This window comes from Pedobacter aquatilis, from assembly GCF_032678425.1.
GTDB classification, from domain to species: Bacteria; Bacteroidota; Bacteroidia; order Sphingobacteriales; family Sphingobacteriaceae; genus Pedobacter; species Pedobacter aquatilis_B.
In genome coordinates, this window is the sequence record NZ_JAVTSG010000006.1 from 114,204 (window position 1) to 138,649 (window position 24,446).

Genomic DNA, 24,446 nt, shown 5'->3' on the forward strand with positions numbered 1-24,446 from the left:
GAAATTTAAGAAAGGATTAATGCTTTGGGCGGTTGCCAGATTTTTCCGGCATAAGCCGAATAAACAACCGCATCGTTATTTAAGATTACTTTTTGCTCTCGTAAAAGCTGATATTCTTTTTTAAGGGTTAAGCCAAAAGATGGTGGCAAAGCCGGACTTAACACATTGGCTGCACAAAGGCTATGCGTTTTGAAAGGTAATTGATTGTCTCGTTCTTCATCATTATCGGTATGTGGCACACCATTGTAATGACTTTCGACATAAGACAGAAAGGTTATATTATTATCTATTCCCTTGTGTTCGAAGAAATGTTGAAACAATACCGGAAGCCTGGCAATTTCTTGTAATTCTGTAGTAGAAAACAAGTAAAAGCAAAGAAGCAATATGTGAATCAATCTTTTCAACGCCACAAAACTAGGCAAATGAGCCATAAAATCAAAAAATCGTGGTAATTGTTACTTATTTTATGATGTGATTTTGATTTTTTGAGCGTTACCACTACACTTTTTACTGCAGTAAATTACATTTGCCCAATCTCGTTCCCATTTTTTTCGCCAAAAAAAAGGTCGGTTACAAACGGGGCAAATTTTACTCGGTAAGTTGGCTTTCTTTGTGCCTTGCATTTTGTTAAGTAAAAAGAGGTCTTTGGCTATAGTTGCTCGAAATTTGCGCCGTATTGGTCAACAAAGTTGATTTTAATGCCTTTTATTTGCACCTCACTATCATCATGAATCAACTCTGCCATTCTTTTAATGGATTTAACATCCTCGCGAGTAGTAACCACAAGATTTAATTCTCTTTCCCCAACCTGAATAATATCGGTAACATGATGCGCCAACAATTGCTGTTTTAAGATATTGATGAGTTTTTCCATGGCTTCTGCGCTGCTAAGGGAATTAGAGTAAGTTAGGCCTCAATTCTTCGGTTATCATTAACCAGTTTCCTGATTCCGAAAAAAGATACTACACCAATGGTAACGCCAACGAATATTAATGCTTTAAATGTCATACAGGCTTAACGCTGCCAAAGCAATAATTGTTTGGAAATATTTGCAACCTAAATATTAGTTCAGTTTAATAAAGTATTTGCAATTGTTAGCTATCACAGGTTCCAAATGCGCCTTGCTAACATCCAGAGTAGCTCCAACAACTGAAGACTTGATACCAATGACTGACAACTTAATGCTGATTACTGACGACTTAATACTAACCCACCGCCTTTGGTAATTGAAAATAAAAAGTACTACCTTCTCCAATTGCACTTTCGAGCCAGATTTTTCCTTTCTCTGCCTCGATAAAATCTTTAGAAATGGCGAGTCCCAAACCAGAACCAGATTTATTTTGTCCATCTGTGGGTACCTGAAAATACCTATCGAAAAGTTTATTCTGGTAACGTTCATCTATTCCTTTGCCGAAATCCTTTACCGAAAACCGAACTTCATTGTTAACAACGATAACATCAACAATAACCGATGATTTCTCTGAACTGTAACGGAGTGCATTGGATAGAAAATTAACCAGTACCCAAGCCGTTTTTTGCACATCAGCCAATACCTCCGGTAAGTTATCATTACAGTTAACTTCCAGTTTTATATTTTTTTGTTCTGCCTGGAAACGGACCGCATCTACAGCGTAATTAACGATATCAATTGGTTTAGTAAGTGCAAAACTGAGTTTAAGATTTCCCGTTTCAGCCTGAGATAAGTCCAACAATTCGCTGGTAATTTTTAAAAGCCTTTCGGAATCCTCGGCGATGTGCGCTATCAGTTCTTTTTGCTCTGCATTTATATCACCTACCCTTTCATCCTTCAATAATTTTAAACTCATTTTTATTGAAGAAAGTGGCGTTTTAAGTTCGTGTGATACCGTAGCGATGAAATTTGTTTTGGCTTCATCCAATTCCTTAAATTGCGTAATGTTCTTTAAAACATATACATTTCCTGCAGATTTTGAAGACTCAACTAGCGTATCGTTACCGGTATTTTGAAAATTTGGAATGATGATTTCCCTTTGGTCGAGCTGAAAATAAGATTCCTGTTCATCAGCATAAATTTTCAAAGGTTTATTATCCACAGGATGCATAATGCGGTATAACAGTTCGTTTTTTTCTTCCAATTCAGCCACATTTTTACCTACCGTTTTATCAGCATCCAGATTAATTAATTTCGAAGCCTGGGCATTTAAAAATAATACCTCACCTTTTTCATTAAGCCCGATAATGGCATCTTGCATCTGCGAAATAATGGTTTCAATACGCAGCTTTTCACTTTTTAGTTTAGAGAGATTGCTGTTTTCCCACTCATTTAATTTAGTCGCCATGCCGTTAAATGATAATGCCAGTTCAGAAAACTCATCATCATTATCGAAATGCAAACGCTGTTTATAATTTTTATTAGCAATCTGCCGAATGGCGGCGCTGAACTCCGCCAGCGGATTTGCTACGAAACCCGGAAAATTTACGATGAAAGTAAACAGTACCAGAAAACAAACTGAAGCAGCTACCGCAATGTAAATATTTGCCCTTGCAGAAGTTTGATTTGCCTTTTCATTTTTATTAAATATGGCTTGCATATTTAGTGTTTCAATTTTCTGCAAGCTTAAACGTAATGCCTTGAGGTATTGAATTTTCTCTTCAGCTGATTGGGCGGCAAGAAACTTTTCAAAGTTACTGGTCAGCTGTTTTACCTCAGTTGCTTCCCCTTGTTCGGTAATGTTTTTGCTTTCGAACCTTAGACTTCCCGCAAACGTGTCTTCAGCTTGTTTTGAAAACTGTAGATTATGTTCATCCAGTACGCTACGCATTTCGGCAACATATTTTAAGCTTTCGTAATTATCCTTTAAAATTACCTTCGATTTATCGCTGAGTTCATTTAAGAAAAATAATGCAATTAAACCGAATGAAAGTACAATCAGGAACAGGAAGCCGAAGCCAAGGCGGAGTTTAGTTTTAATTTTCATTGTGCCTTTATTTTAAATATGCATGGATGATTAAGATAGTATGACAAGGTCGATATCTTTGCTTGCCAGATTTTTAAGTAAACCGTTAAACACTGCCGTTCGCAAAATTACCTGAAAAATATTCAAGTGTGGCTTTCCAATACAAATTGTGGTCACCTCTTTTTCGGTTGCTGTATCGATAATGGTTTGGGTTATTAAATTACTTTTCACTTTGATAACTTCTGCACCAAGCTCAGTTGCCAGTTTGAAATGATTTATCAAATGGCGTTGCTTATCAAGTTTGATGCGTTCCAGGCTTTCATTATCGCTTTGCACATACAATACTATCCACGGCGAACGGTAGTAAGAGGCTAATCTTGCAGTTTTTCTAATCACCACAGCAGCCGTTTCCGCATTAGATGAAATGCAAGCAAGAAAGCGTTCGGAGCGAAGTTTAATCGTTTTTGGTATTTCCGTCTGGATTTTCCGTTCTACCTGGTGCACAACTTCTTTTAAAGCAAGTTCCCGAAGCTGTAAAATCTTACCCGATTGAAAGAAGTTTTCTAAAGCTATGGCAATTTTACTCTGTTCGTAAATTTTGCCTTCCTTTAAACGGGCAACCAATTCATCAGCAGTAAGGTCGATGTTTACAATTTCATCAGCGATTTCCAATATTTTATCCGGTATGCGCTCGGTTACAGCTACTCCGGTAATTTGCTCAACCTCCTCGTTAATGCTTTCGAGGTGTTGAATGTTTACCGCCGAAATTACACTGATGCCAGCTTCGAGTAAATCGAAAACATCTTGCCAGCGTTTTGCATTTTTGCTGCCCTCGATATTGGTGTGTGCCAATTCATCAACAATAACAATTTCAGGGTGGCGACTGATGATGGCTTTTAAGTCCATCTCTTCCACTTCTTTTCCCCGGTAAAATAATTTTCTCCTCTGGATGATGGGGATACCTTCCAGCAAAGCATGAGTTTCTGCCCTTTTGTGTGTTTCGATGTAACCGATGCAAATGTCGATACCTCCGCGAAACAAAGCATGGGCTTCCTGTAACATACGATAAGTTTTGCCCACGCCCGCACTCATGCCGATGTAAATCTTCAGCTTTCCCTTTCTTGATTTTCTAACCAGGTTGAGGAAATGTTTAACCGAATCTTTTTCTTCCATAGGTCCTAATAATTACAATTTTACCTGAATGGCACCATCACCAGCCAGGTTAATTTTAAGAGTGCTAAAATGAAACGGCAATACTAGCAGTGATGCTTGCATTGGCATTAACCGCAGCCAGGTTTCTCATGAATATTTTATCCTTACTGTCAAAAGCCTTACCCTCCAATCTGATTAGCGCATTTGAAACCGGTGAATAATCCAGATTAAGAGAATAGCCTTTAGTTTTAAATCCATTAGGTGTTTCTGTAGCGATGAAGATGCCATTCTTATCTTCATAATATTCGAACCTGCCAGCTAAAGCCCATTTCGGCGCAAACTTATACTGCACAATGGCAACAGGCGCAATCACTTCATTTTTATCATCACTTCCTTTCTCCGTTTGCTGCGTTCCATAATCGAAGCCTAATGTTAAGCCTAATGCATTGGTTAACTGAAATATACCGTACACATTATGGTAAAAGCGATTTACTCGTACTGAATCCACGCCCTCACTGCCCAGATAATTGCTGTAATTAATGGTTATTTTATCTGTAGGTTTCCAGGTTAATTGCAAACCACCAGCAGGCTTATTGTTTCCATTTTGTCGGCTGATGCGTTGCCATCCGTTTAAATATAGAGCCGCAGCCGTGAATTTGCCATCATTTGTACCATAAGTTAACTTAGCTCCAGATTCATAATAAGGCGTATTTTCTGATGCGATATTTCTGGTCAACACCCAACAATCTTTTGAAATCGCACCCTCAAAACCGATGTGAGAAAAGAAGACACCTGCATCAAGCCAAAGGTTAGCGGTTTTTGAAAGTTTAACTCCAGCGTTAGCTTCAAAGATATTTTTAAGCACACCTGGTTCTGCCGCAAGGTTGGCATTGGTGTAGGTTCCTGCCATTAAAGCCAGGTTTGCCCGGATATTACCGCTATCGTAAGCGGCTTTTATAAAACCAAGGTTCAAGTTGACTTCATTTGCCCGGTTGTGCGAGTAAATAAAACCCGGACGATTGTGATCTGCCGGTTTATTAAAATCGTAACCGTAATACGTTTCAAGGTAACCTGAAACTTTGATTTTTGGTTGTTCTTGAGCCTTAAGGCATGATGTTGTAGCTAAAATAGCGGCTACTGTTAAAATTCTTTTCATTATCAATTATATTGTCGGGCATCGCCCTATGATCTAAATATTTGCTAAAGCTTATCAAGTGCCAGGTTTAACTTAAGCACATCAACTGATGAAGGACCAAACAAACCTAAAAGCGGCTTTTGCGTATTCATGGCTACAAGCGCCTTAACTTTTTGCGTACTGATTTTTCTTGCAGCGGCAACGCGGGCAACCTGAATGGCTGCGCCTTGTTCAGAAATATTTGGGTCGAGGCCACTCCCTGATGCCGTAACCATATCAGCAGGGATGTCAGATTTTTTTATTGCCGGATCGTATTTCAATAGGGTATCAATCCGGGATTGAACATCCTTCAAATAATCAGGGTTTGAGGGACCTTTATTTGAACCGGCCGAACCAGCCGCATTATAACCTACAGCCGATGGGCGGCCCCAGAAATACTCGGGTTTGGTAAAAGACTGACCCAACAGTGCATAACCGACTGTTTTACCATCTTTCAAGATTTTTTCTCCTCCACCCTTTCCTTCTGAAAACTTAGCCACAAAAGCTACACTAATTGGATAAACTACACACAATAACACGATGAGCACTAAGGTTAGGCGAATCGATTGAATAATATATTTTTTCATAACATTTTTCTTAAAGCTTATACAAATAAGCCAACCAATAAATCAATTATTTTAATGCCAATAAATGGCGCTATAACACCGCCTATTCCATAAATGAACAGATTTCTGCGAAGCAATGCGGTTGCACCAATTGGTTTATAAGCCACGCCTTTTAAGGCAAGCGGAATCAGTATCGGAATGATAATGGCGTTAAAAATCACAGCCGAAAGAATTGCAGATTCTGGTGTATGCAAGCCCATAATATTTAAACTTTGGAGCGCTGGAATGGAAGCGATAAACAGTGCCGGAACAATAGCAAAATATTTTGCCACGTCATTCGCAATTGAAAAAGTAGTCAGTGTTCCTCTGGTTATCAACAGCTGTTTACCGATTTCTACAATCTCAATCAGTTTGGTTGGGTCGTTATCCAAATCCACCATATTTCCAGCCTCTTTTGCGGCCTGGGTACCGCTATTCATGGCAACACCTACATCTGCCTGGGCAAGAGCAGGCGCATCATTTGTACCATCGCCCATCATCGCTACCAGTTTACCCAAAGCCTGTTCATCCTTAATGTAATTCATCTTATCTTCAGGTTTGGCTTCCGCGATAAAATCATCTACCCCGGCTTTTTCAGCGATGTATTTTGCCGTTAATGGATTATCGCCCGTAACCATTACGGTTTTTACACCCATTTTTCTTAAGCGTTCAAAACGTTCGCTGATTCCGGGTTTAATAATATCCTGAAGTTCAATAACCCCCATGGCTTTCTCGTTCTCGCAAACCACTAAAGGTGTTCCACCGTTGGTGGCAATTGTTTTAACATGGTTTTCAATATCAGATGGAAAGATATTTCCAGCTTTTTCTACAATATTTCTGATGGAATCAAAAGCCCCTTTTCTAATACGTCTTCCATCGGCTGTGTCTAATCCACTTGAACGAGTTTCTGCCGTGAATTTGATAAAGGTTGAACCTGCCGGAGTACCCGAAGATTTATAGCCTTGTTCGGCGGCAAGTTCGATAATAGATTTTCCTTCGGGCGTTTCATCAGCCAATGAACTTAGTATGCAGGCATCTGTAAAATCTTTAGCCATTATACATGCGGTAGGATAAAAATTAGTCGCTTTACGATTACCAATGGTTATGGTTCCGGTTTTATCCAGCAGTAAAACATCAATATCACCTGCGGTTTCTACTGCCTTACCAGATTTGGTTATTACATTTGCCCTTAATGCCCTGTCCATTCCGGCTATGCCTATGGCAGAAAGTAACCCACCGATAGTGGTTGGAATTAAACAAACGAATAGTGAAATTAAGGCCGCAATAGTAATTGGTGTATTCGCGTAATCGGCAAAAGGTTTTAAGGTTACGCAAACAATGATAAAAACTAAGGTAAAACTTGCCAGTAAAATGGTTAAGGCAATTTCGTTTGGTGTTTTCTGGCGTGATGCACCTTCAACCAAAGCAATCATTTTATCCAAAAAACTTTCGCCGGGTGCTGTGCTTACCTGAACCTTAATTTCATCTGAAAGCACTTTTGTACCGCCCGTCACTGATGATTTATCGCCACCCGATTCGCGTATCACCGGGGCAGATTCGCCCGTAATCGCCGATTCATCAATGGTAGCAATACCTTCAACAATTTCTCCATCGGTTGGAATGATATCACCAGGCTCGCAAACAAATATATCGCCCTTTTGCAATTGGTTCGACGATTTGATTTCTATTGCTCCGTTAGATGAAAGCACTTTTGCAGGGGTTTCTTCTCTCGTTTTACGAAGACTATCTGCCTGTGCTTTTCCTCTAGCCTCTGCAATGGCTTCGGCAAAGTTTGCAAAAAGTACCGTTAACAACAGAATCAGGAAAATAACAAAGTTATAAAGCGCAGCGCCCTGACCGGGATTACGCATCGAGTAAATGGTTACATATGCCATGATAACCGTACCAATCTCTACGGTAAACATCACCGGATTACGAACCATCACCCTTGGGTCTAGTTTAATGAAAGATTGTTTAAGTGCGGTTTGCATTAAGGCAGCCTCAAACAATTTATTATTGGGTTTCATATTTTTATTTTAAAGATGTAAGATGTATAAGGGAAGATGGAATATGGACGAAGGGAAAATCTGCCATTTATTTAAGCATGGTAAAATATTCAGCAATAGGACCTAAAGCCAAGGCGGGAAAATAAGAGAGTGCATTCAGCACCAGTATAACCGCAAAGGTCATCAGGGCAAAAGTCTTGGTATCGGTTTTTAACGTTCCGGCAGATTCAGGAATGAATTTCTTGGCTCCAAGTAAACCAGCTATTGCAATCGGGCCAATTATTGGAAGGAAACGCCCAAACATCAATATTACACCAGTTAATACGTTCCAGAAGATATTATTATCACCCAAACCTTCAAAACCCGAACCGTTGTTTGCATTTGATGAGGTTACCTCATAAAGCATCTCTGAAAAACCGTGAAAGCCAGGATTATTGAGCCAGTTTTTAGGTTGAACTGCCCAAGTTGCATCGCCATAATTATTAAATACAAAACCTGCAATTGCGGTTCCGGCAAGAATTAAAAAGGGGCTTAGTAAAGTAATGATGGCAGCAATCTTAATCTCTCTGGCCTCAACCTTGTGTCCTAAAAATTCTGGGGTTCTTCCAACCATCAAACCAGATATAAATACAGCGATTATTAAGTAAACGAAATAGTTTAGTAAACCAACGCCACAGCCACCATAAAAGGAGTTAATCATCATCGCAAGCAATTGCCATAAGCCCGTAAGCGGCATGGTAGAATCGTGCATACTATTTACCGAACCAGTTGAAATAATAGTTGTTATGGTACTCCAATAAGCAGAAATTGCCGGACCAAACCTCACCTCCTTACCTTCCATAGCACCAGTACTTTGGGAAATGCCCATCTTTGCAAGTGCCGGGTTTCCACCTAGTTCAGAACTTACTGTTGGAATCAGCAAGAGCAACATACCGATGGTCATTACACCAAAAATTGTCCAGGCAAGTTTTCTTCTTCTAATAAAAATACCGAATGCGATAACCATTGCAATAGGAATGATAACCTGTGCAATCAGTTCAACCGTATTGGTGATGTAGTTTGGGTTTTCAAAAGGGTGTGCGGAATTGGCACCAAACCAACCACCGCCATTGGTACCTAAATGTTTAATGGCAATGAATTGTGCTGCCGGACCTCTGGAAACATGTACAGTATCACCCTGAACTGAAATAAACTGGTCTTTACCATCATAACTAGCAGGTGTGCCGTTGAAAGCCAGTATAAGTGCCATTACAATGGATAAAGGCAATAATAGCCGCGTAATTGATTTCACAAAGAACGCCCAGAAGTTGCCAAGTTTGGTGGCTGTTTTATCCCTGAAAGCCTTGAAAAGTACAACGGCAGCGGCAATACCAGTAGCACAGCTTACAAACTGCAAAAACATCAATACGTAATGCTGCGTAAAATAGCTCACGCCCGTTTCACCTGAATAGTGTTGCAGGTTACAATTTACCACAAAACTGATGATGGTGTTGAATGAAAGGTCGGGTGACATTCCGGGGTTTCCATCCGGATTCCATGGAAGCTTATCCTGAAATATTAATACAAAGAAGCCGTAGACCAACCAAATCAGGTTAATCAGCATCAGGGCTTTTAAATGCTGTTTCCAATCCATTTCTTCTTTTGGATTGATTCCGGATAGTTTATAAATGCCTGATTCGAGCGGCTTAAGGAAATCTGTCCAGACTTTTTCTCCGGCAAAAACCTTTGCCAGATAGCGGCCAAGGGGAATAGCAATAACCAACGTAAGCAGGTAGGTTGCAATTATTCCAAGTAATTCAGTATTCATTTTATTTATTTTTTAAAGAGTAACCTTAGCAGGATGTTTAAAATTTTTCGGGTTTAATCAGCACGTAAATCATGTAGATGAATACGGCTATTACGATAAGGAATAATGCGATCATAACTTAAATTTTATCGAACCAGTTAATTGATTTGTACGATGCCCACCAGAGCACGATTAGGAGAATGAAGAGTAGTAACATCATAATTGTGTTGTTTTTTCATGCCATGAGTCAAGCCCTATACCACAAAAACCGAGTGACAATACAAACGACTAATAATCAAATGCTTAATTAAATAATGAGACGTTTTAAAAAATAAGCGCATAAAAAAACCCTTCCATTTTGGAAGGGTTTCTTTTCATAATGATAATCTAGCTGATGCCGTATTCTTCTATTTTTCGATAAAGCGTTGTTAAGCCGATGCCCAATAACCTGGAGGTTTCTGTTTTGTTTCCCCCGGTATAAGCTAGCACTTTTTTAATGTGCAATTTTTCTACTGCATCCATAGTTAAGCCACCTTGTTCTTCAGAACTTTGCTGAAATTCGAAAGGCAACAGATTTGCGGTGATGGTATTATCATCAGCAAGAATTACTGCCCGTTCGATAACATTCTTTAATTCACGGATGTTACCCTTCCAGGTATAATTTGTTAACAGATTGATGGTTTCCTTATCCAACAGCATTTCAGGGCGGTTAACCTTAATGGAAAACTCTTCCAGGTAATGCATAGCCAGTGGCACAATATCTGCCTTTCTTTGAGCAAGCGGTGGTAGCTGAATCGAGAATACCGACAAGCGATAGAATAAATCAGAACGAAAACGACCGCTTTCAGCTTCTTGCTTTAAATCCCTATTGGTGGCGGCAATAATCCTTACGTTTACCTTACTGGTTTTGGTATCGCCAACCTTTATAAAAGTCTGACTTTCGAGTACACGTAACAGTTTAGCCTGTAAATCGACATTCATCTCACCAATTTCATCCAAAAAAAGTGTGCCTTCATTGGCTTCTTCAAGTAAACCTTTTTTATCTTTTGATGCACCTGTAAATGCGCCTTCGCGATAGCCAAACAACTCACTTTCTAAAAGCTCTGGATTAAAACCGCTGCAGTTTAACGCCACAAATGGTTTGGTTTTACGCAAACTTTCCTGATGTATGGCTTGGGCAAAAACCTCTTTTCCTGTACCCGTTTCGCCAAGCAGCAATACCGTAGCATCGGTAAGTGCAACCTTTCTAGCCATTGCCACAGCATCCAAAATAGCCGGAGCTGTGCCGATTAGTCCATCAAAGCTATATTTTTGTTCTATTCGCTGTTCAAGGTTTAAAAGCCTGATTTGAAGCTTAACTTTTTCCATCGCCTTATATAACAATGGAATGATTTTATCATTATCATCACCCTTGACAATATAATCGAAGGCACCATTTCGCATCGACTGAACGCCATCCGGAATTGTTCCAAAAGCAGTTAGATTGATGATTTCTACATATGGCTTAATTTCTTTAATTGCTGAAACCAGTTCTACACCATTATAATCGGGTAATTTCACATCACTGATTACCACATGCACTTCTTTAGTCCTGATGATTTTTAGCCCTGCCTTTCCTGTATCGGCCTGCAATACCTTAAAGCCTTCAAGTTCTATAATCCTTGATAAAAGGCCTAGTATTTTTGGTTCATCATCTATAATCAGTACCGTGTTTTCCATGGGATAAATATAGTTGCAATTTTCAAAATTTAAGGATGGCTAAACAGTTTCATTTTGAAGGCTTCCTTGGTTCTTGTAGGTACTTACTTTGGACCTTGTTCGCAAATGATACCTGATTTTGCAAATCGGTTGTGACGATTTGGACATCGGTTTGCAAGTTGCTTCGAAGCAGTTGCGCAGGAGTTGCGGATATGATTAGGCGAAAAGTCGCTATAAGGTCGCTGTAATATCGCTATAACCTCGCTATAAAGGCAAGATTTTAACCAGAAAATTTTAAAGATTATTGCCCGAATCGGGTGAAAGATTTTATTGAATTAAAGATAATAAAATTCGAGGATTTAACGGAGTTGAAAAATATTTTTATTTCTGAAAACCATTCTACACCTTTTAACGTTTATTGTTTTGAGAGCGTTAATTTAGATGAAAGCAGGTTACACTAGTTGTGCCTGCTTTTTTTGTTTGAAACATGTATTAGTATCGCAGAAGGTATTTTGATACTCGTTCATACGAGCTTTTCAATCACCTGTTATATGTTTAGCCTGATTATCTACCTTCCAATAAAACTATCGACTAACCTTAACTAATCTCTTAAAATTCGCTTCAGAAATAATTGTTGCCAGGAAAATTAAGCCTCCACCAATGAGCAAACGAATAGAGAGGTTTTCATCCAGAATGAAAAAGGCGGCTATTGCTCCAAAAACAGGCTCAAAAAGGTATATAATGGCAACTCTTTCTGCGCTTATGTATTTTTGTGCAATATTGGAAATAGAGTACATATAGGCGGTAGAAAATAAGGCACAGAAAACAATCCCCATCCAGAAGGTATTGGTTTGCGGCATCCATTCCGCTTTGGCATCATTTAACGCCACAAAAAAAGTAAATACCATACAAGTGGCAAACATAGGAATGATGGTAGGCACCAGGTTTTTAAGGGATGCCTGTTTTTCTACTGCAATTAAGTAAAGAGCAAACGCCACTGCCCCGCTCAAGGTATATAAATCGCCATTGCCAATTTTTAACTGCCCGTTTAAGGATATTACAAAAAGCCCAGCTAATGCAAACAATGCAGCAACCCAGATTTTTAAGGCGGTGGCTTTTCTGTAAAACAACAATTTAAGTATAGGTACAATTACAACTGTCATTCCTGCAATAAAAGCGCATTGTGATGCAGGAGAAGTTTTAATACCTAAGGTTTGTAGGTGAATACCAAAAAACAAAGGGATAGCCAAGATTACACCTGTTTTAACATCGCTTAACTGGGTTTTTATGAGGTGTTTCCAAAAAACAACAGATAACACAATTGTTGCCAGAAAAAATCGGTAAAACAAGAATGTTGACGGAGATTCTGAGCCGATAGCCAATTTCGTTACAGAGAAAGAAATGCCCCAAAATGCAGTTCCGAATATTAACAACAACAATAATAGATTTTTTCTTTCCATCTTTAAAAAGTTCTCTAATTAACTATTAGCTAGCTGATTAAGTTGAGTTTCATTAAATTATCGGTCTGCTTATCATCGCCTAACATAAATACATGCTCGCTATACTTTATGAAACCGTTCTTTGTGTAAAAGGCAATCGCCCTTGCATTTTTTTCCCAAACCCCCAACCAAACGTAATCTACATTCAGGTTTTTGGCAAGCTCAATCGCTTTGTTGTATAAGAACTGCCCCACTTTGTGCCCATGAAAATCCTTTAGCACATAAATCCGCTCTATTTCCAATGCGTTATCATTTTGATTTTCCTTTTGCGCCTTACCCGTATTCAATTTCATGTAACCTATCACTTCATTGTTTAGCGATGCAAAATAAAACTGTGAAGACTGGTTTCGTAATTCTGTATCCAGCTGTTCGATGGAGAAACTTTCGTTTAGATACTTATCCATATTTTCCTTAGTATTGATATCAGCAAAGGTTGTAGAAAAAGTTGCTCTGCTTATATTTTTAAGCTTAAGTACATCATCAGGTGTTGCCAGCTGTAATTCCAGGTTATTCATATGGCAAATGTACATCGCTAATAAATGCAATAAAATGCTATTTTATCATTTATTAATGCATAAATTGCATTAATGGATTTACAGCAAATGAAATATTTTTTGGCCCTTGCCAACGAGCTTCATTATTGGAAAACGGCTGAAAAAGTAAACATCACACAATCGGCATTAACCCGACAGATTCAGTCTCTGGAAAATGAATTAGGGCTTTTACTATTTGAGCGAAATAAAAGAAATGTAAAGCTCACGCCTGCGGGTCAGTTTTTAAAAGATAAATGGGAAGTTGAACTTAATGAGCTTGATTACATCCACAAATTTGCAAGACAAATTCATTCAGGGGAAAGCGGAACGATAAAAATTGCCTACCCCGATTCCATTTCGGCATCTGTTTTACCCGATATTTTAGCCAGTATTTCAAAGGAATATCCTCAAATACAAATCGAATTGATGCAGGTGCTCTATAAAAACCAACAAGATTTTTTAAGAAACTATAAGATTGATTTAGCCATAACCCGTGATGTTAACAGAAGAGCAGACATTAAATTCAAAAAAATATTTACAGACCATTTAGCTTTGGTTGTACCTGAAAACCATCCGTATAAAACCTTTAAAGACTTAACAAAAGAAACGCTTATCCAACAAAAATTTATATTGCCCACTATTGATGAAGGGAGCAGCTACGGGCAAATCATCAGGCAATTGTTTAGTTCTTTGGGTTTTGAGCCAGATGTCTATCTTCATTCGGAATTTGGCTCAACTATTATTGCTTTGGTTAGAAAGGGTTTGGGTATTGCCGTATTACCCGATTCTTATGCCTATCACGAGAGCCCGGGATTGCGATATATTAAACTTCCCATTCAAACCGCGTTGTATGTAAACTGGCGTGCCGATGATCATAATCCAGTATTGGAAAATGTGCTTAAGTTAATTCTGTAAGTGCTTTTATTTCTGCGGATGTTGCACCCAAAATATCCGTTATCCGATAGGAATGATAAAAACAGTTTGATGGTTATGGATGTTTGATTAGCGAATATTAATACCTAAGCGCTGATAAACATGAAAATTCTTTTAACAGGAGCAACCGGATATATTGGAAGACGCCTTTTACCTGTATTGTTGGAAATGGGCCATGAGGTGATTTGCCCGGTTAGAGATAAAGTCAGATTAGATATTAGTATTTATGATACCGGGCAAATTACCGTTTTAGAGGCCGACTTAATGAAGCCTGAATTGTTGACCGACTTACCTAAAGATATTGATGCGGCATACTATCTGGTACATTCTATGAGTACGAATGGCGATTTTAGCAAAAGCGAGTTAAAATCGGCAGAACATTTTGTAAGTTATCTTGATGGTACTGCCGCCAAACAATTGATTTACCTTTCGGGTATTATAAATGAAGAAGAGCTGAGCAAGCATCTCGAAAGTCGAAAGGCAGTAGAAGAAACTTTAAACAGCGGAAAAATTCCATTAACGGTGTTGCGTGCCGGAATCATTATAGGTTCTGGAAGTGCTTCCTTTGAAATCATTAGGGATTTAGTGGAGAAACTGCCTGTAATGGTTGCACCTAAGTGGCTCAAAACTAAATGCCAGCCGATTGCTATCCGTAATGTGATTCAGTTTTTAACAGGCGTATTAAATAATACAGCAACCTATAAACAACATTATGACATTTACGGACCTGATTTGCTTACCTACAAGCAAATGCTGGAACAGTTTGCTGAAGTGCGTAAGCTGAAAAGAAAAATCATTATTGTTCCGGTGTTTACCCCAAAACTATCCTCCTACTGGCTTTATTTTGTAACCTCTACTTCTTATCCTCTGGCTAAAAATCTGGTCGATAGCATGAAAATTGATGTTGTGCCGCAGCAAAATAATTTAGCCCAGCAATTGAATATTGAGCTTATTCCATACAAAAATGCGATTGATATGGCTTTTGAAAAAATAGAACAAAATCTGGTTCTTTCCAGTTGGAATGATGCCGGAAATAATCGCATTTTTTTAAAAGGGCTGGCCAGTCATATCGAAATTCCAAAATTTGGGGTGTTTAGCGATATACAAAAAATGCCTGCAAAAAATCCGGAGCAGGCCTTAAGCCGAATATTTTCTATTGGCGGGAAAAACGGCTGGTACTATGCCGATTGGCTTTGGGATTTCAGGGGATTTTTAGATCGTTTATTTGGCGGTGTGGGCTTAAGGCGGGGGCGTAAGAATGCAGCTAAAACTTCCGCAGGCGAAGCATTGGATTTCTGGCGGGTTATTCTATCCTCGAAGGAACAAAAACGCTTATTACTTTATGCAGAGATGAGGCTGCCGGGTGAGGCCTGGTTGGAATTTTACATCGACAAAGACAATGTTGTGCACCAAACGGCAACCTTTCGCCCTTTAGGCATTAGCGGAAGGTTATATTGGATTGCCATGCTCCCCTTTCATTACTTCATCTTCAAGGGCATGTTAAGCAAAATTGTTTCTGAAAAATAACATTATTAAAAAGGCAGCAACCCTCTGGTTAACTGCCTCAAGAACAAATCTACATGCTTTTACGCCTATTTATTTTAGCGCATAGTTGATGTAACCACCATCTACCAACAATTCTGTTCCGTTGATGAAACTTGCCGCATCAGAACTTAAAAATAATACCGTGTCCGCAATTTCACTGGCTACACCTAATCTTTGCAAGGCGGTAGCCGCTGCAAGCTGTGCCTTACCTTCCGCAGGTACTGCTCCTTCAAGTCCGGGCGTTTGAACCGGACCAGGGCTTACAATATTTACGCGTATTTTTCTTGGTGCCAATTCATTTGCAGCTATTTGCGCAATTTTATTTACCGCACCCTTAGTAGCCGAATAAATACTGGTGCCTACGTTTGTAGCGGTGGCAACGGTTGAAGAAGTTAACACCACAGCACTACCATCATTTAAATGCGGAATTAGTTTTTGAAGGGTAAAATAATAGCCTTTCACATTGGTATTAAATTGCGCATCAAAATCGGCCTCTGTTGCCGATTCTATCGGTGCAAATACGGCGATGCCTGCATTCAGAAACAAGGCATCTAGTTTTACCTTACTTTCTGCAATTACCTTAGCTAAAACCTCGATACCTTGTAAGGTTGAGGTATCAGAAACCACTGTTTTTAAATTAGGGCTGTTGATTTCAGCACTGGCTTCAGCCAAGTTTTTTTCACTACGACTGGTAATCCATACGGTTGCCCCAGCGTCGATAAATGCTTTGGCAGTTGCGAAACCTATACCGGTACTTCCTCCGGTTATTACTACATTTTTATTGTTGAAATTCATTGTATATATTTTTTATTTACAGGGCAAATCTAGCATAGGTTTATTTATTTTCGTTACTTTGTAACTAAAAGTAACAGTAACAAAAGAGTAACCAGGTAACTTATTATGGAAAATACTTGTCAACCCGGACATAAAAGAGAGATTATGGCTGTACATGATGCCATGGATGTATTGAGTGGTAAATGGAAAATTTCGATTATTTCATCCGTTTGTTATTACAACAAGCGCAGGTTTTCGGATATACTATCTGATGTATCGGGCATATCCAATAAAATGCTAAGCAAGGAGCTTAAGGATTTAGAAGTGAATCAATTGATAAAGAGAGAAGTTTTAGATACACAACCAATTACCGTGCAGTACCAATTAACTGAATACGGTAAAACGCTGCAAACCATTATCGATAACCTATCGGATTGGGGTAAGGAACACCGTAAGGTTATTGTTGGGAAGTAGGCAACTAATTGAAGGATTTTCTAAATTCTAAGGGAGAAATGTTTGTTTTGCTTTTGAACAGTTTACTAAAGGACTGGGAATGCTCAAAACCCAGTTCATAGGCAATTTCACTTACTGATAGTTCTGTGGTTGACAATCGTTCCTTAGCCTTTTCAATCAGCTTTTCATGGATGTGCTGTTGTGTGTTTAGTCCCGTTAATGACTTAAGCAGGCTGCGCATATATTGTGGCGACATATTCAGTTCGCCTGAAAGAAACTTTACACTGGGTAGCCCATCTGACCTAAAATCTGAGCTTGAAAAATAGGTTTCAAGAAGCTGATCCAATTGCTGTAGAAACTGATGGCTGGCCTTACCGCGGGTGATAAACTGACGTTGGTAAAAACGCTGGGTATAGTTCAGCAAGGTTTCCAGTTGAGAAACCATAATGTTCTGGCTGAATTTATCTGTGCCAGTCTGGTATTCATCGATGATGCTGAGCATAATGTGTTTGATTCTGTCTTCCTCATCCTCCGACAGAAACAATGCTTCATTTACACTGTAATCAAAAAACTCATAATTTTTAATAGCGGTTGCCATTTGGGTACCATAGAGAAAATCGGGGTGAATCATCAACATCCAACCTGTTGCGCTGTTTCCGTTTTCTTCCCTTATTACACTAAGGACCTGATGTGGGGCCATGCAGAACATAATCCCCTCATCAAAATCATAGTCTTTTTGTCCATAGCGGTAGCTGTGTGCCATATCACGCTTAACTGATATGGAATAAAAGTCGAAAATCAGGTTCTCCTGCCCTATTTTGGGGCTTTTGGCCATGTCGCTAAAGTTAATTACACTAATTAGCGGATGCTTTGGAGCAGGAAGACCACGTAAGCTGTGGAATTGAGAAATCGTTTTGATTCTAATTGTCTGACTTTCACTCATTTTTTCGTGCTGGTGGCGATATCAAATGTAAGCATTATTGTTCCTGGAAATAGATATCCGTTTTCATATCTTCGAGTAATGTTGGATATTGTGGTATCCAGTTCAGCGCCTCTTTAGTTTTTTCGGACGAGGTCTGGTTATCAAGTTTTGCAAAATGGGCGAACCATGTAAAATGTTCAGCTGCTTGCCCAACTTCCATAGAAATCAGTGGAATGTCCAGTCTGTTTGCAATTTCAGATGCGATGTTCTTGAATGGGATGCCTTGCTCTGCTACAGCATGGTACCTAGTTCCATTTTCAAAATCAGTTTCAAGTGCGGCCAAATATAGCTTTGCTGCATCCATTCTATGCACCGCAGGCCAATGGTTATTCCCTTCGCCAACTATAACAGAGATTTTCTTTTCTTTTGCTATACTAATCAGCAAAGGAACAAATCCAATTTTATCGCCCTCGCCATGCACAGATGGAGATAGCCTGATTACTGCGACTTTAACGCCTTTTGAGGCTGCCAGGTCTGCTGCATTTTCAGTTGCTATTCTTGGATGAGGATTTTCGGCAGTGGTATCGCTTTCAGTGGTTATACCTTTCTTCGAAAAAAGTGCCGTACCTGAAGTAATGAGGAAAGGTTTATTGGTGCCCTCGAGTGCTTCACCAATGGCATTAATCACTTTTCCATCGAGTTCGCACATTTCGGCAAAGCGGGAAAAGTCGTGAATAAAACCTAGGTGGATGACGGCATCTGAAATTGATGCGCCAGCTTTCAGACTTTCAAAATCAGTCAGGTCTCCGCGATGAACTTCAGCGCCAGCATCAAACAATTTATTTTGAGATTCCTCTGAACGGGCCAGACCAAGAACCTGGTGTCCGGCTTTTAATAATTCCTGCACTACTGCTGTACCAATGAAGCCAGTTGCTCCAGTTACAAATATTTTCATGTCTTTATCTTTTTGGTCTTACAAATTTCGAGCATTTGATTTTTGATTTTGTATCCAAAAGCTTAATTGTTGTAGCCGAAAAAATAATCCCTAGTTATTACAAATCTCATTTTATTAAAATTTCGAGATGCGTTTTTACAACATCTCGAAAAGCTAAATTACTGTAATACAAATCGATATTATTTCTGTTCAGGTAGATGATTTGCTTTCTTTTGTTTTAAGAACTGCAAAATTGATCCAATGATAAACAGAACAAATATTAAGAGTAGGGTTTTAGCAATTACAGGATCGCCTGGTCCGGATGCTAAGGGATGTGCAGTTGGGAGTCGGGTAAAACTCTCATTGATAGTTGGCACCCACGATAGAAAAAAACTGAGCGTTAACAGGAAATTTTCTATGTACCTGAAAGAATTTAGTCCAGTCTTTTTAGAATGTAGAAAAAATGCAATTACAACCAAAAAGAGGATGAATAAGGAGAATATATGACCAGGATTAAAGCCTCCATGTTTCGAAATACCCAACGCAGTGAGCGAGGTGACTATTGTGAAGTATGCGTAAACTTTTCCGGATGTTAGGGATAGATGGATTTTACCATGCTTTATGTAGGATACAAAAGCCGCAATGATTGCGACAACACCGATTACGGTGTGGAAAATTCCTAATGATGATAGTGCCATAAGTTCTAGGTGTTTTAAGGTTTAGCAATAAAATTTGCTTCTGAACTAATTGGTATGTTCAATACTTTTGATATTAAACAAGTTTGTTCGGCCTCTTTGGTAATTGCTTCAAACTCGGCTGCTGTAATACCCTCTACCGTTGCGCTGATGGCCAGGTGGACTGATTTTATTGAAAGACCTTCCATTGATACCGTGGCTTCTGTATTCAATACGATGTCCGTTAATCCACTCTGTGTCAGCGCAGCACTCACAGCCATTGTAAAACATCCGGCATGGGCTGCGGCTAATAATTCTTCAGGATTTGTTCCGGTCTCTTCCCCGGTAAAACGGGTTTTAAAACTGTAATTGGTATTTGTAAGTATTCCACTTGGTGTAGTTAATGCCCCTTTGCCTTCTTTAAGGTTTCCATTCCATTGTGCTTTTGCAGTACGTTTTATGTTTTCAATATTTAAAATGTATTGTCATTATTGACACTACAAAGATTGAATTGATACACAAATACGTTTTTGCAAATCCGTTCAATTATTTGGAAATTTGGTCCAATCGGTACTGGCTGGGTGTAACACCATATTTTATATGGAAACTTCTGGTGAAGTTGGCTAAATCATTAAATCCGCATTCAAAAGCAATGGTGTTAATCCGATTATTTGATGCGGTTAACAATTCAGCTAATTTCTCCAATCGCCTGTTTTTGATGTAGTTTGCGGGTGTTTCATTATAGTTTTTGGCAAACTCACGTTTAAAGGAGGATAAACTTAAGTTGCAGTGATCTGCTAATTCTTCAATGGTTATATTGGAATATATGTGGGCATCGATAACCTGTCTGAAAGTATATATTGTTGGGAAAACAGTTGCGACAAAATCATTTGAATGGCATCAGCATTCTTGGTTTGTGATAGCAATATGATGATTTCCTTCAACTTCAATACTAATTTATCCTCATTTACCAATGTAGGGTTTTCGAAATAAAACAAAAGTCCTTCAATATACTTTTGAATCAGAAAGTCGTTGTTGATTCGTTCTATAATCTTATTGGAAACGGCATTTTTTGGTTTTTTTAACAGTGAAGGTAATTCTCTTTGGTAGACATTTTTGAGTATATCGGGATGGAAATGTACGATAACCAGCTTGTTTTCTTTGCTGATGTTGTTGCTGCTTACGTTGTTTCCTACTGTGCGGCAATTTAGCAGTACAGATTCCTGACCAGCAACATTAATTTCTTTACCTTGAAAGTTATAACGAGCATCATTTTCCAGTAAATAATGGAAACAGGCATTGTCCATTGCCGGCATATCGAAAATAAAAGGTGGTTTCAAAACGAGTACTTCCAGAAACGTTTTGCCAAATAAATCGTGTCTTTCGTGTTTGCTGATCATATTGGATTACATGGATCAAATATATTTTTTTTTTCGATAAGGAAATGTCGGTTAATTGCAAATCTGTGAGAACATGATTATAAATATGTTGGAAGGCAGGCAATATTTTACAGGAAATTATATTTGGCTACTCTTTTAACTGAACTTGCTTAACGGATTACAAATCCTATTTTATTTAAATTTCGAGATGCGCTGTGCAACATCTCGAAAAGCCACACTCCCTAACCGACGTTCTGCTTCTATCTATTCACTTTGAGTTTTGAGCAAATAAAATTTATCAACCGCCGCGAAAGAGCATACTATCCCGATAAAAAGAACAAGCGACCTTACCCAATTCATGTTGCTCCATTCTGAGGATAATATCTTTAAGGTTTCCGCATCTGGTGTCGGTTCAGACATCATCAAGTCCGTTCTAGGATGGAAGTAAGTGAAAGCGAATACGTCTCCCAACACATAACAAATTAAAGCTATCCCAAGATAGACCCTTATATATTTTGATTTTTTCCAGCATAAGATTAATGATAGTAATGTTAAAACTTGAGTTGCAGGAGAAAATATTGCAAAGAAGTTTCCAGGGTTTATGGTCTTAAAAAAAACTTTCGCGGCTAAGACGGAACTAGGTATATCACTTGCGGTGGCATTCGCAATAACCAGAGAGTTAAAAATATTTGCGAATAAAACTCCACATGCCAGGGCAACTGAGCTTAGCAAAATTACTTTTTTCATGATTTAAGATTTAGATAATTTGAATTTAGTTAAAATATCTAAGAGTTTATAAATCAACGCTCTGCGCTTAGCTTTAGTGGATGCGAATTCTGACTTGGTTACTGTTGAACTAATCTATTTGTTAAAATGAAAAACTTCGGTAATACCAACAATTACCGAAGTTTAAATACCTAGATTAAGATTACTTTGCACAATTAGATGAGCTTTATATAGTTCCAGAGCCCATTATTTAGGATTTAAGATGTAAAGGATCTATCGAATGACGGTTAATTACCTGTTCTTGCCCTTTCATCTTCATTTGCGGTCTGTCTCTTTTTAATATTAACTTTATTGCTACCAAACTTGTAATTAATTGATAATTGAAATTGTCTGCTATCAAAATAATAGTTAGAATTTCGATGTACGCCATTGATTGTTGATGCAAACCGATACTTATCAGTTTTAAAAATATCATTAGCCCTAAAGTTTATTCTCAAATCTTTACCAAGTAGAAGGTATTGAATGGCAAATGATGTAATCGTAAAGGGCTTTATTTTATCAATTCCATAATTCCCCGCTATAAAATAATCGAAGCTTAAATTAAATAAAAAGGTTTTGGCTTTAGTGAGATTAAAGTCGTTATTACTTCTAAAATATGCGTTTAAGCCATTAATATCATTAGCAGATAGTGCAATAGTTTTAGTTGTCAGGTAATTTATATTGAGCAGGTTATTGCTGCTCCACCAGCCAATTTTATCAAAAGTATAAGTTTCAATAAAGCCATATCGTTTAAAATTATAGATATTCTGATAGACGAGACTAATATCGTTATTATTCAAATCTGGCAAAGCTATTTGGTTAAAAACATCTTTTTCTGCACTGTAAAAAAAATTACTTTCAAGCTTTTTATAAGAGTAAATCAACTCAAAATTATCTACAAAATATGGTCTTAATAATTGATTTCCGCGGACTGTTAAAAAAGGTGTAATGTAGGTAACATTGGGGTTCAACTCCGCGTAATTAGGCCTTGCTAACCTTCTGCCATAACTAAATCTATAAGTTGAATTTTCTGACGAAACATAAGCCAGATTAATTGTTGGAAATAGCTTCGTGTAGTTGTAAGCTAAATATTGATTCGAATGTGCGTTAAAGGATTTTGTTTGCGTAGCTTCCATCCTCAAACCAATTTGAGCATCGAATTTAGAATTAAACTTTTTATTTCCAGAAAAGTACAATGCCTGAACATCCTCTTTATAATTAAATCGATATCCAATTTGTGGCATATCTTTTATCGAAGCATTAACTAATCCACTATTGAAAGCTAAAATTTTGTTATCTGTTTCAGATATCGAAATCTTTGTGCCGGCACTCCAATTCGCCCATTTTGAAGGAAGTTCCACATCAATCTTTCCTGCGTAATTATTAGTTACCTGGGCATTATCATTTATTCCTCTAAAATATTGAATAGAATAGGGATTATCTATTACCGATGTGCCAATATATGGTCGGGTATCATTGTTATTGTATTTAAAGTAATCCAGATTCAAAATTATTTTCTTCCCAGCGGTATCAATCTTAATTTCATTATACAGATTTAGTGAATTAAATTCTGGCTTTTGAACCGCCGTATTTAAGGCTAAAATTTCATTAAAAGCTTTATTATTATTAGCAACATAAACCAATGATTTCGTATTTCGCGTAGCATTTGTTCGATTAATATTTGCTATATATTGAAACCCAATCACCCACTTAGGCATAGCCACAACCTGTGCGCCTAATACGCCATTAAGCCTTTTGTAGTCTCTTCTAAATACCTGTTTTGTATTCCACAGTTCTGAAGGAAAGGTCATATAATCCTGGTAATTATAGGATTCGCCACCATTTCGATAATTTAATGATGAAGAAAGGCTTAATTTATTTTTATTATACATGAAATTGCCAGTTACCCCTCCTTCTCCCTTTTCTTGTCGGAGTAAATAGCTTGTTCCCAAAGAGAGATTCCATGTATCTGCTTGTGCTTTTTTCAGTCTGATATTAATTAATCCACTACCACCTGCTGCATCATATCTGGCGGGTGGATTAGTAATCACCTCGATACTCTTAATATTATCAGCAGGTATAGACCTTAAAAAACTAGCCAAATCTTCCGTTGCTAGTTCAATCACCTTATCATCTACTAAAACCCTAACGGATTGTTTACCAATTATAGTTACGGTTTCATTTCGTACCGATATTCCAGGCGTAATTTTTAAGGCTTCCAAAGCATCTCCACCAACTGAATTAATAGTATTTTCAACATTAAAAACCAAGCGGTCTATCTTTCTTTCAACTATTGGTCTTCTTTTTGAAATGTTTACGATTCCCAAATCGTTTACTGCAGCCACTTCAACTATTCCAAGATTAATGTCAGCACTTAATTCTAAGTTTTTTGTAAATAATACTTGCTTAAACTGGTTGATTTCTAGTTTATACTCGCCTCTAATTGTTTCTATAGAAAATTCACCCATTTCATCGGTAAGTATAGTTTTCAATTGAACAGATTCTTGCGAAAAAAGAATTACTTCTCCATAGGCTAAAGGGCTATTTTGCTTTGTAACAACTTTCCCTTTGATTTTGAATTGTGCCTTTGATGTATTATGGAAAACAAATACAAAAAACACCATAAATAAAAATACCTTTCTCATTTTAAAATTTATCTTTTTAATAATGAGGACAAA

At 38.1% G+C, this 24,446-nt stretch carries 25 protein-coding genes; 3 read left to right on the forward strand and 22 right to left on the reverse strand.

The genetic code is table 11. The features are described 5' to 3' along the window. Positions 1 to 5: 5 nt before the first annotated feature. From R2Q16_RS17220 to R2Q16_RS17275, 13 genes are all read right to left on the reverse strand, one after another. Positions 6 to 365 (reverse strand): hypothetical protein, encoded by a 360-nt coding sequence (locus R2Q16_RS17220; protein WP_316738914.1) that lies wholly within the window; start codon positions 363 to 365, stop codon positions 6 to 8. 99 nt (positions 366 to 464) lie between these two features. Next, the gene (locus tag R2Q16_RS17225; RefSeq protein WP_316738915.1) at positions 465 to 623 is read right to left on the reverse strand and encodes a DUF2256 domain-containing protein; all 159 of its coding nucleotides are present in this window, start codon (positions 621 to 623) and stop codon (positions 465 to 467) included. A 26-nt stretch (positions 624 to 649) separates the two neighbouring features. Further along, positions 650 to 874 carry a hypothetical protein gene (locus R2Q16_RS17230; RefSeq protein ID WP_316738916.1) on the reverse strand — a complete coding sequence of 75 codons (225 nt, stop codon included), beginning with the start codon at positions 872 to 874 and terminating at the stop codon, positions 650 to 652. Between the two features lie 331 nt (positions 875 to 1,205). Beyond that, a complete protein-coding gene (locus tag R2Q16_RS17235) occupies positions 1,206 to 2,957 on the reverse strand; it encodes an ATP-binding protein (RefSeq protein ID WP_316738917.1) in 1,752 nt (583 codons plus the stop codon). A gap of 30 nt (positions 2,958 to 2,987) precedes the next feature. Continuing rightward, a complete protein-coding gene (locus tag R2Q16_RS17240; RefSeq protein WP_316738918.1) occupies positions 2,988 to 4,109 on the reverse strand; it encodes a sensor protein KdpD in 1,122 nt (373 codons plus the stop codon). A 64-nt stretch (positions 4,110 to 4,173) separates the two neighbouring features. After that, positions 4,174 to 5,244: a porin gene (locus tag R2Q16_RS17245; RefSeq protein ID WP_316738919.1), complete on the reverse strand. Its 1,071-nt coding sequence runs from the start codon at positions 5,242 to 5,244 to the stop codon at positions 4,174 to 4,176. A gap of 44 nt (positions 5,245 to 5,288) precedes the next feature. Further along, positions 5,289 to 5,849: a K(+)-transporting ATPase subunit C gene (locus tag R2Q16_RS17250; protein ID WP_316738920.1), complete on the reverse strand. Its 561-nt coding sequence runs from the start codon at positions 5,847 to 5,849 to the stop codon at positions 5,289 to 5,291. Between the two features lie 17 nt (positions 5,850 to 5,866). Beyond that, positions 5,867 to 7,894: a potassium-transporting ATPase subunit KdpB gene (kdpB, locus tag R2Q16_RS17255; RefSeq protein WP_316738921.1), complete on the reverse strand. Its 2,028-nt coding sequence runs from the start codon at positions 7,892 to 7,894 to the stop codon at positions 5,867 to 5,869. A 67-nt stretch (positions 7,895 to 7,961) separates the two neighbouring features. Next, the gene (gene kdpA, locus R2Q16_RS17260) at positions 7,962 to 9,680 is read right to left on the reverse strand and encodes a potassium-transporting ATPase subunit KdpA (RefSeq protein ID WP_316738922.1); all 1,719 of its coding nucleotides are present in this window, start codon (positions 9,678 to 9,680) and stop codon (positions 7,962 to 7,964) included. 37 nt (positions 9,681 to 9,717) lie between these two features. After that, positions 9,718 to 9,795: a potassium-transporting ATPase subunit F gene (locus tag R2Q16_RS20390; RefSeq protein WP_410478173.1), complete on the reverse strand. Its 78-nt coding sequence runs from the start codon at positions 9,793 to 9,795 to the stop codon at positions 9,718 to 9,720. A gap of 251 nt (positions 9,796 to 10,046) precedes the next feature. Next, a complete protein-coding gene (locus tag R2Q16_RS17265; RefSeq protein ID WP_316738923.1) occupies positions 10,047 to 11,378 on the reverse strand; it encodes a sigma-54 dependent transcriptional regulator in 1,332 nt (443 codons plus the stop codon). A 563-nt stretch (positions 11,379 to 11,941) separates the two neighbouring features. Then, positions 11,942 to 12,817 (reverse strand): DMT family transporter, encoded by an 876-nt coding sequence (locus R2Q16_RS17270; protein ID WP_316738924.1) that lies wholly within the window; start codon positions 12,815 to 12,817, stop codon positions 11,942 to 11,944. Positions 12,818 to 12,846: 29 nt separating this feature from the next. Then, the gene (locus R2Q16_RS17275) at positions 12,847 to 13,371 is read right to left on the reverse strand and encodes a GNAT family N-acetyltransferase (protein WP_316738925.1); all 525 of its coding nucleotides are present in this window, start codon (positions 13,369 to 13,371) and stop codon (positions 12,847 to 12,849) included. A 72-nt stretch (positions 13,372 to 13,443) separates the two neighbouring features. Here R2Q16_RS17275 and R2Q16_RS17280 point away from each other — a divergent pair, with 72 nt between their 5' ends. Together R2Q16_RS17280 and R2Q16_RS17285 are read left to right on the forward strand one after the other, a co-directional pair. Continuing rightward, positions 13,444 to 14,304, forward strand: a complete 861-nt coding sequence (locus tag R2Q16_RS17280; RefSeq protein WP_316738926.1) for a LysR family transcriptional regulator — start codon at positions 13,444 to 13,446, stop codon at positions 14,302 to 14,304. Positions 14,305 to 14,424: 120 nt separating this feature from the next. Beyond that, on the forward strand, positions 14,425 to 15,849 hold the full coding sequence (locus R2Q16_RS17285; RefSeq protein ID WP_316738927.1) for an SDR family oxidoreductase: 1,425 nt from the start codon (positions 14,425 to 14,427) through the stop codon (positions 15,847 to 15,849). 69 nt (positions 15,850 to 15,918) lie between these two features. Here R2Q16_RS17285 and R2Q16_RS17290 read toward each other — a convergent pair whose 3' ends face one another. Beyond that, positions 15,919 to 16,662: an SDR family oxidoreductase gene (locus tag R2Q16_RS17290; protein WP_316738928.1), complete on the reverse strand. Its 744-nt coding sequence runs from the start codon at positions 16,660 to 16,662 to the stop codon at positions 15,919 to 15,921. Positions 16,663 to 16,767: 105 nt separating this feature from the next. Here R2Q16_RS17290 and R2Q16_RS17295 point away from each other — a divergent pair, with 105 nt between their 5' ends. Continuing rightward, complete coding sequence (locus R2Q16_RS17295; RefSeq protein ID WP_316738929.1) at positions 16,768 to 17,115, forward strand: helix-turn-helix domain-containing protein; 348 nt, start codon at positions 16,768 to 16,770, stop codon at positions 17,113 to 17,115. Between the two features lie 4 nt (positions 17,116 to 17,119). Here the strand turns inward: R2Q16_RS17295 and R2Q16_RS17300 are convergent, their stop codons facing one another. The 8 genes from R2Q16_RS17300 to R2Q16_RS17330 all read right to left on the reverse strand — a co-directional run bounded on the left by R2Q16_RS17300 (position 17,120) and on the right by R2Q16_RS17330 (position 24,413). Beyond that, a complete protein-coding gene (locus R2Q16_RS17300) occupies positions 17,120 to 18,037 on the reverse strand; it encodes a helix-turn-helix transcriptional regulator (RefSeq protein WP_316738930.1) in 918 nt (305 codons plus the stop codon). Positions 18,038 to 18,071: 34 nt separating this feature from the next. Beyond that, positions 18,072 to 18,971, reverse strand: coding sequence for an SDR family oxidoreductase (locus R2Q16_RS17305; protein ID WP_316738931.1), 900 nt, complete (start codon positions 18,969 to 18,971; stop codon positions 18,072 to 18,074). 179 nt (positions 18,972 to 19,150) lie between these two features. Then, entirely contained in the window at positions 19,151 to 19,648 is a 498-nt protein-coding gene (locus R2Q16_RS17310) for a hypothetical protein (RefSeq protein WP_316738932.1), read from the reverse strand. A 14-nt stretch (positions 19,649 to 19,662) separates the two neighbouring features. Next, complete coding sequence (locus tag R2Q16_RS17315; protein WP_316739248.1) at positions 19,663 to 20,103, reverse strand: OsmC family peroxiredoxin; 441 nt, start codon at positions 20,101 to 20,103, stop codon at positions 19,663 to 19,665. A gap of 67 nt (positions 20,104 to 20,170) precedes the next feature. Then, positions 20,171 to 20,485, reverse strand: coding sequence for a helix-turn-helix transcriptional regulator (locus R2Q16_RS20395; protein ID WP_410478174.1), 315 nt, complete (start codon positions 20,483 to 20,485; stop codon positions 20,171 to 20,173). Then, on the reverse strand, positions 20,437 to 21,024 hold the full coding sequence (locus R2Q16_RS17320) for a hypothetical protein (RefSeq protein WP_316738933.1): 588 nt from the start codon (positions 21,022 to 21,024) through the stop codon (positions 20,437 to 20,439). The genes R2Q16_RS20395 and R2Q16_RS17320 overlap by 49 nt, the downstream gene beginning before the upstream one ends. Before the next feature lie 243 nt (positions 21,025 to 21,267). Then, positions 21,268 to 21,750: a DUF1772 domain-containing protein gene (locus R2Q16_RS17325; RefSeq protein WP_316738934.1), complete on the reverse strand. Its 483-nt coding sequence runs from the start codon at positions 21,748 to 21,750 to the stop codon at positions 21,268 to 21,270. 266 nt (positions 21,751 to 22,016) lie between these two features. Then, the gene (locus tag R2Q16_RS17330) at positions 22,017 to 24,413 is read right to left on the reverse strand and encodes a TonB-dependent receptor (protein ID WP_316738935.1); all 2,397 of its coding nucleotides are present in this window, start codon (positions 24,411 to 24,413) and stop codon (positions 22,017 to 22,019) included. Positions 24,414 to 24,446: the final 33 nt, after the last annotated feature.

Coding starts and splice junctions, on each gene's coding strand:
- R2Q16_RS17225 (WP_316738915.1), bottom strand. CDS start 623: ATGCAAGGCACAAAGAAAGCCAACTTACCGAGTAAAATTTGCCCCGTT.
- R2Q16_RS17230 (WP_316738916.1), bottom strand. CDS start 874: ATGGAAAAACTCATCAATATCTTAAAACAGCAATTGTTGGCGCATCAT.
- R2Q16_RS17235 (WP_316738917.1), bottom strand. CDS start 2,957: ATGAAAATTAAAACTAAACTCCGCCTTGGCTTCGGCTTCCTGTTCCTG.
- R2Q16_RS17240 (WP_316738918.1), bottom strand. CDS start 4,109: ATGGAAGAAAAAGATTCGGTTAAACATTTCCTCAACCTGGTTAGAAAA.
- R2Q16_RS17245 (WP_316738919.1), bottom strand. CDS start 5,244: ATGAAAAGAATTTTAACAGTAGCCGCTATTTTAGCTACAACATCATGC.
- R2Q16_RS17250 (WP_316738920.1), bottom strand. CDS start 5,849: ATGAAAAAATATATTATTCAATCGATTCGCCTAACCTTAGTGCTCATC.
- kdpB (WP_316738921.1), bottom strand. CDS start 7,894: ATGAAACCCAATAATAAATTGTTTGAGGCTGCCTTAATGCAAACCGCA.
- kdpA (WP_316738922.1), bottom strand. CDS start 9,680: ATGAATACTGAATTACTTGGAATAATTGCAACCTACCTGCTTACGTTG.
- R2Q16_RS20390 (WP_410478173.1), bottom strand. CDS start 9,795: ATGATCGCATTATTCCTTATCGTAATAGCCGTATTCATCTACATGATT.
- R2Q16_RS17265 (WP_316738923.1), bottom strand. CDS start 11,378: ATGGAAAACACGGTACTGATTATAGATGATGAACCAAAAATACTAGGC.
- R2Q16_RS17270 (WP_316738924.1), bottom strand. CDS start 12,817: ATGGAAAGAAAAAATCTATTATTGTTGTTGTTAATATTCGGAACTGCA.
- R2Q16_RS17275 (WP_316738925.1), bottom strand. CDS start 13,371: ATGAATAACCTGGAATTACAGCTGGCAACACCTGATGATGTACTTAAG.
- R2Q16_RS17280 (WP_316738926.1), top strand. CDS start 13,444: ATGGATTTACAGCAAATGAAATATTTTTTGGCCCTTGCCAACGAGCTT.
- R2Q16_RS17285 (WP_316738927.1), top strand. CDS start 14,425: ATGAAAATTCTTTTAACAGGAGCAACCGGATATATTGGAAGACGCCTT.
- R2Q16_RS17290 (WP_316738928.1), bottom strand. CDS start 16,662: ATGAATTTCAACAATAAAAATGTAGTAATAACCGGAGGAAGTACCGGT.
- R2Q16_RS17295 (WP_316738929.1), top strand. CDS start 16,768: ATGGAAAATACTTGTCAACCCGGACATAAAAGAGAGATTATGGCTGTA.
- R2Q16_RS17300 (WP_316738930.1), bottom strand. CDS start 18,037: ATGAGTGAAAGTCAGACAATTAGAATCAAAACGATTTCTCAATTCCAC.
- R2Q16_RS17305 (WP_316738931.1), bottom strand. CDS start 18,971: ATGAAAATATTTGTAACTGGAGCAACTGGCTTCATTGGTACAGCAGTA.
- R2Q16_RS17310 (WP_316738932.1), bottom strand. CDS start 19,648: ATGGCACTATCATCATTAGGAATTTTCCACACCGTAATCGGTGTTGTC.
- R2Q16_RS17320 (WP_316738933.1), bottom strand. CDS start 21,024: ATGATCAGCAAACACGAAAGACACGATTTATTTGGCAAAACGTTTCTG.
- R2Q16_RS17325 (WP_316738934.1), bottom strand. CDS start 21,750: ATGAAAAAAGTAATTTTGCTAAGCTCAGTTGCCCTGGCATGTGGAGTT.
- R2Q16_RS17330 (WP_316738935.1), bottom strand. CDS start 24,413: ATGAGAAAGGTATTTTTATTTATGGTGTTTTTTGTATTTGTTTTCCAT.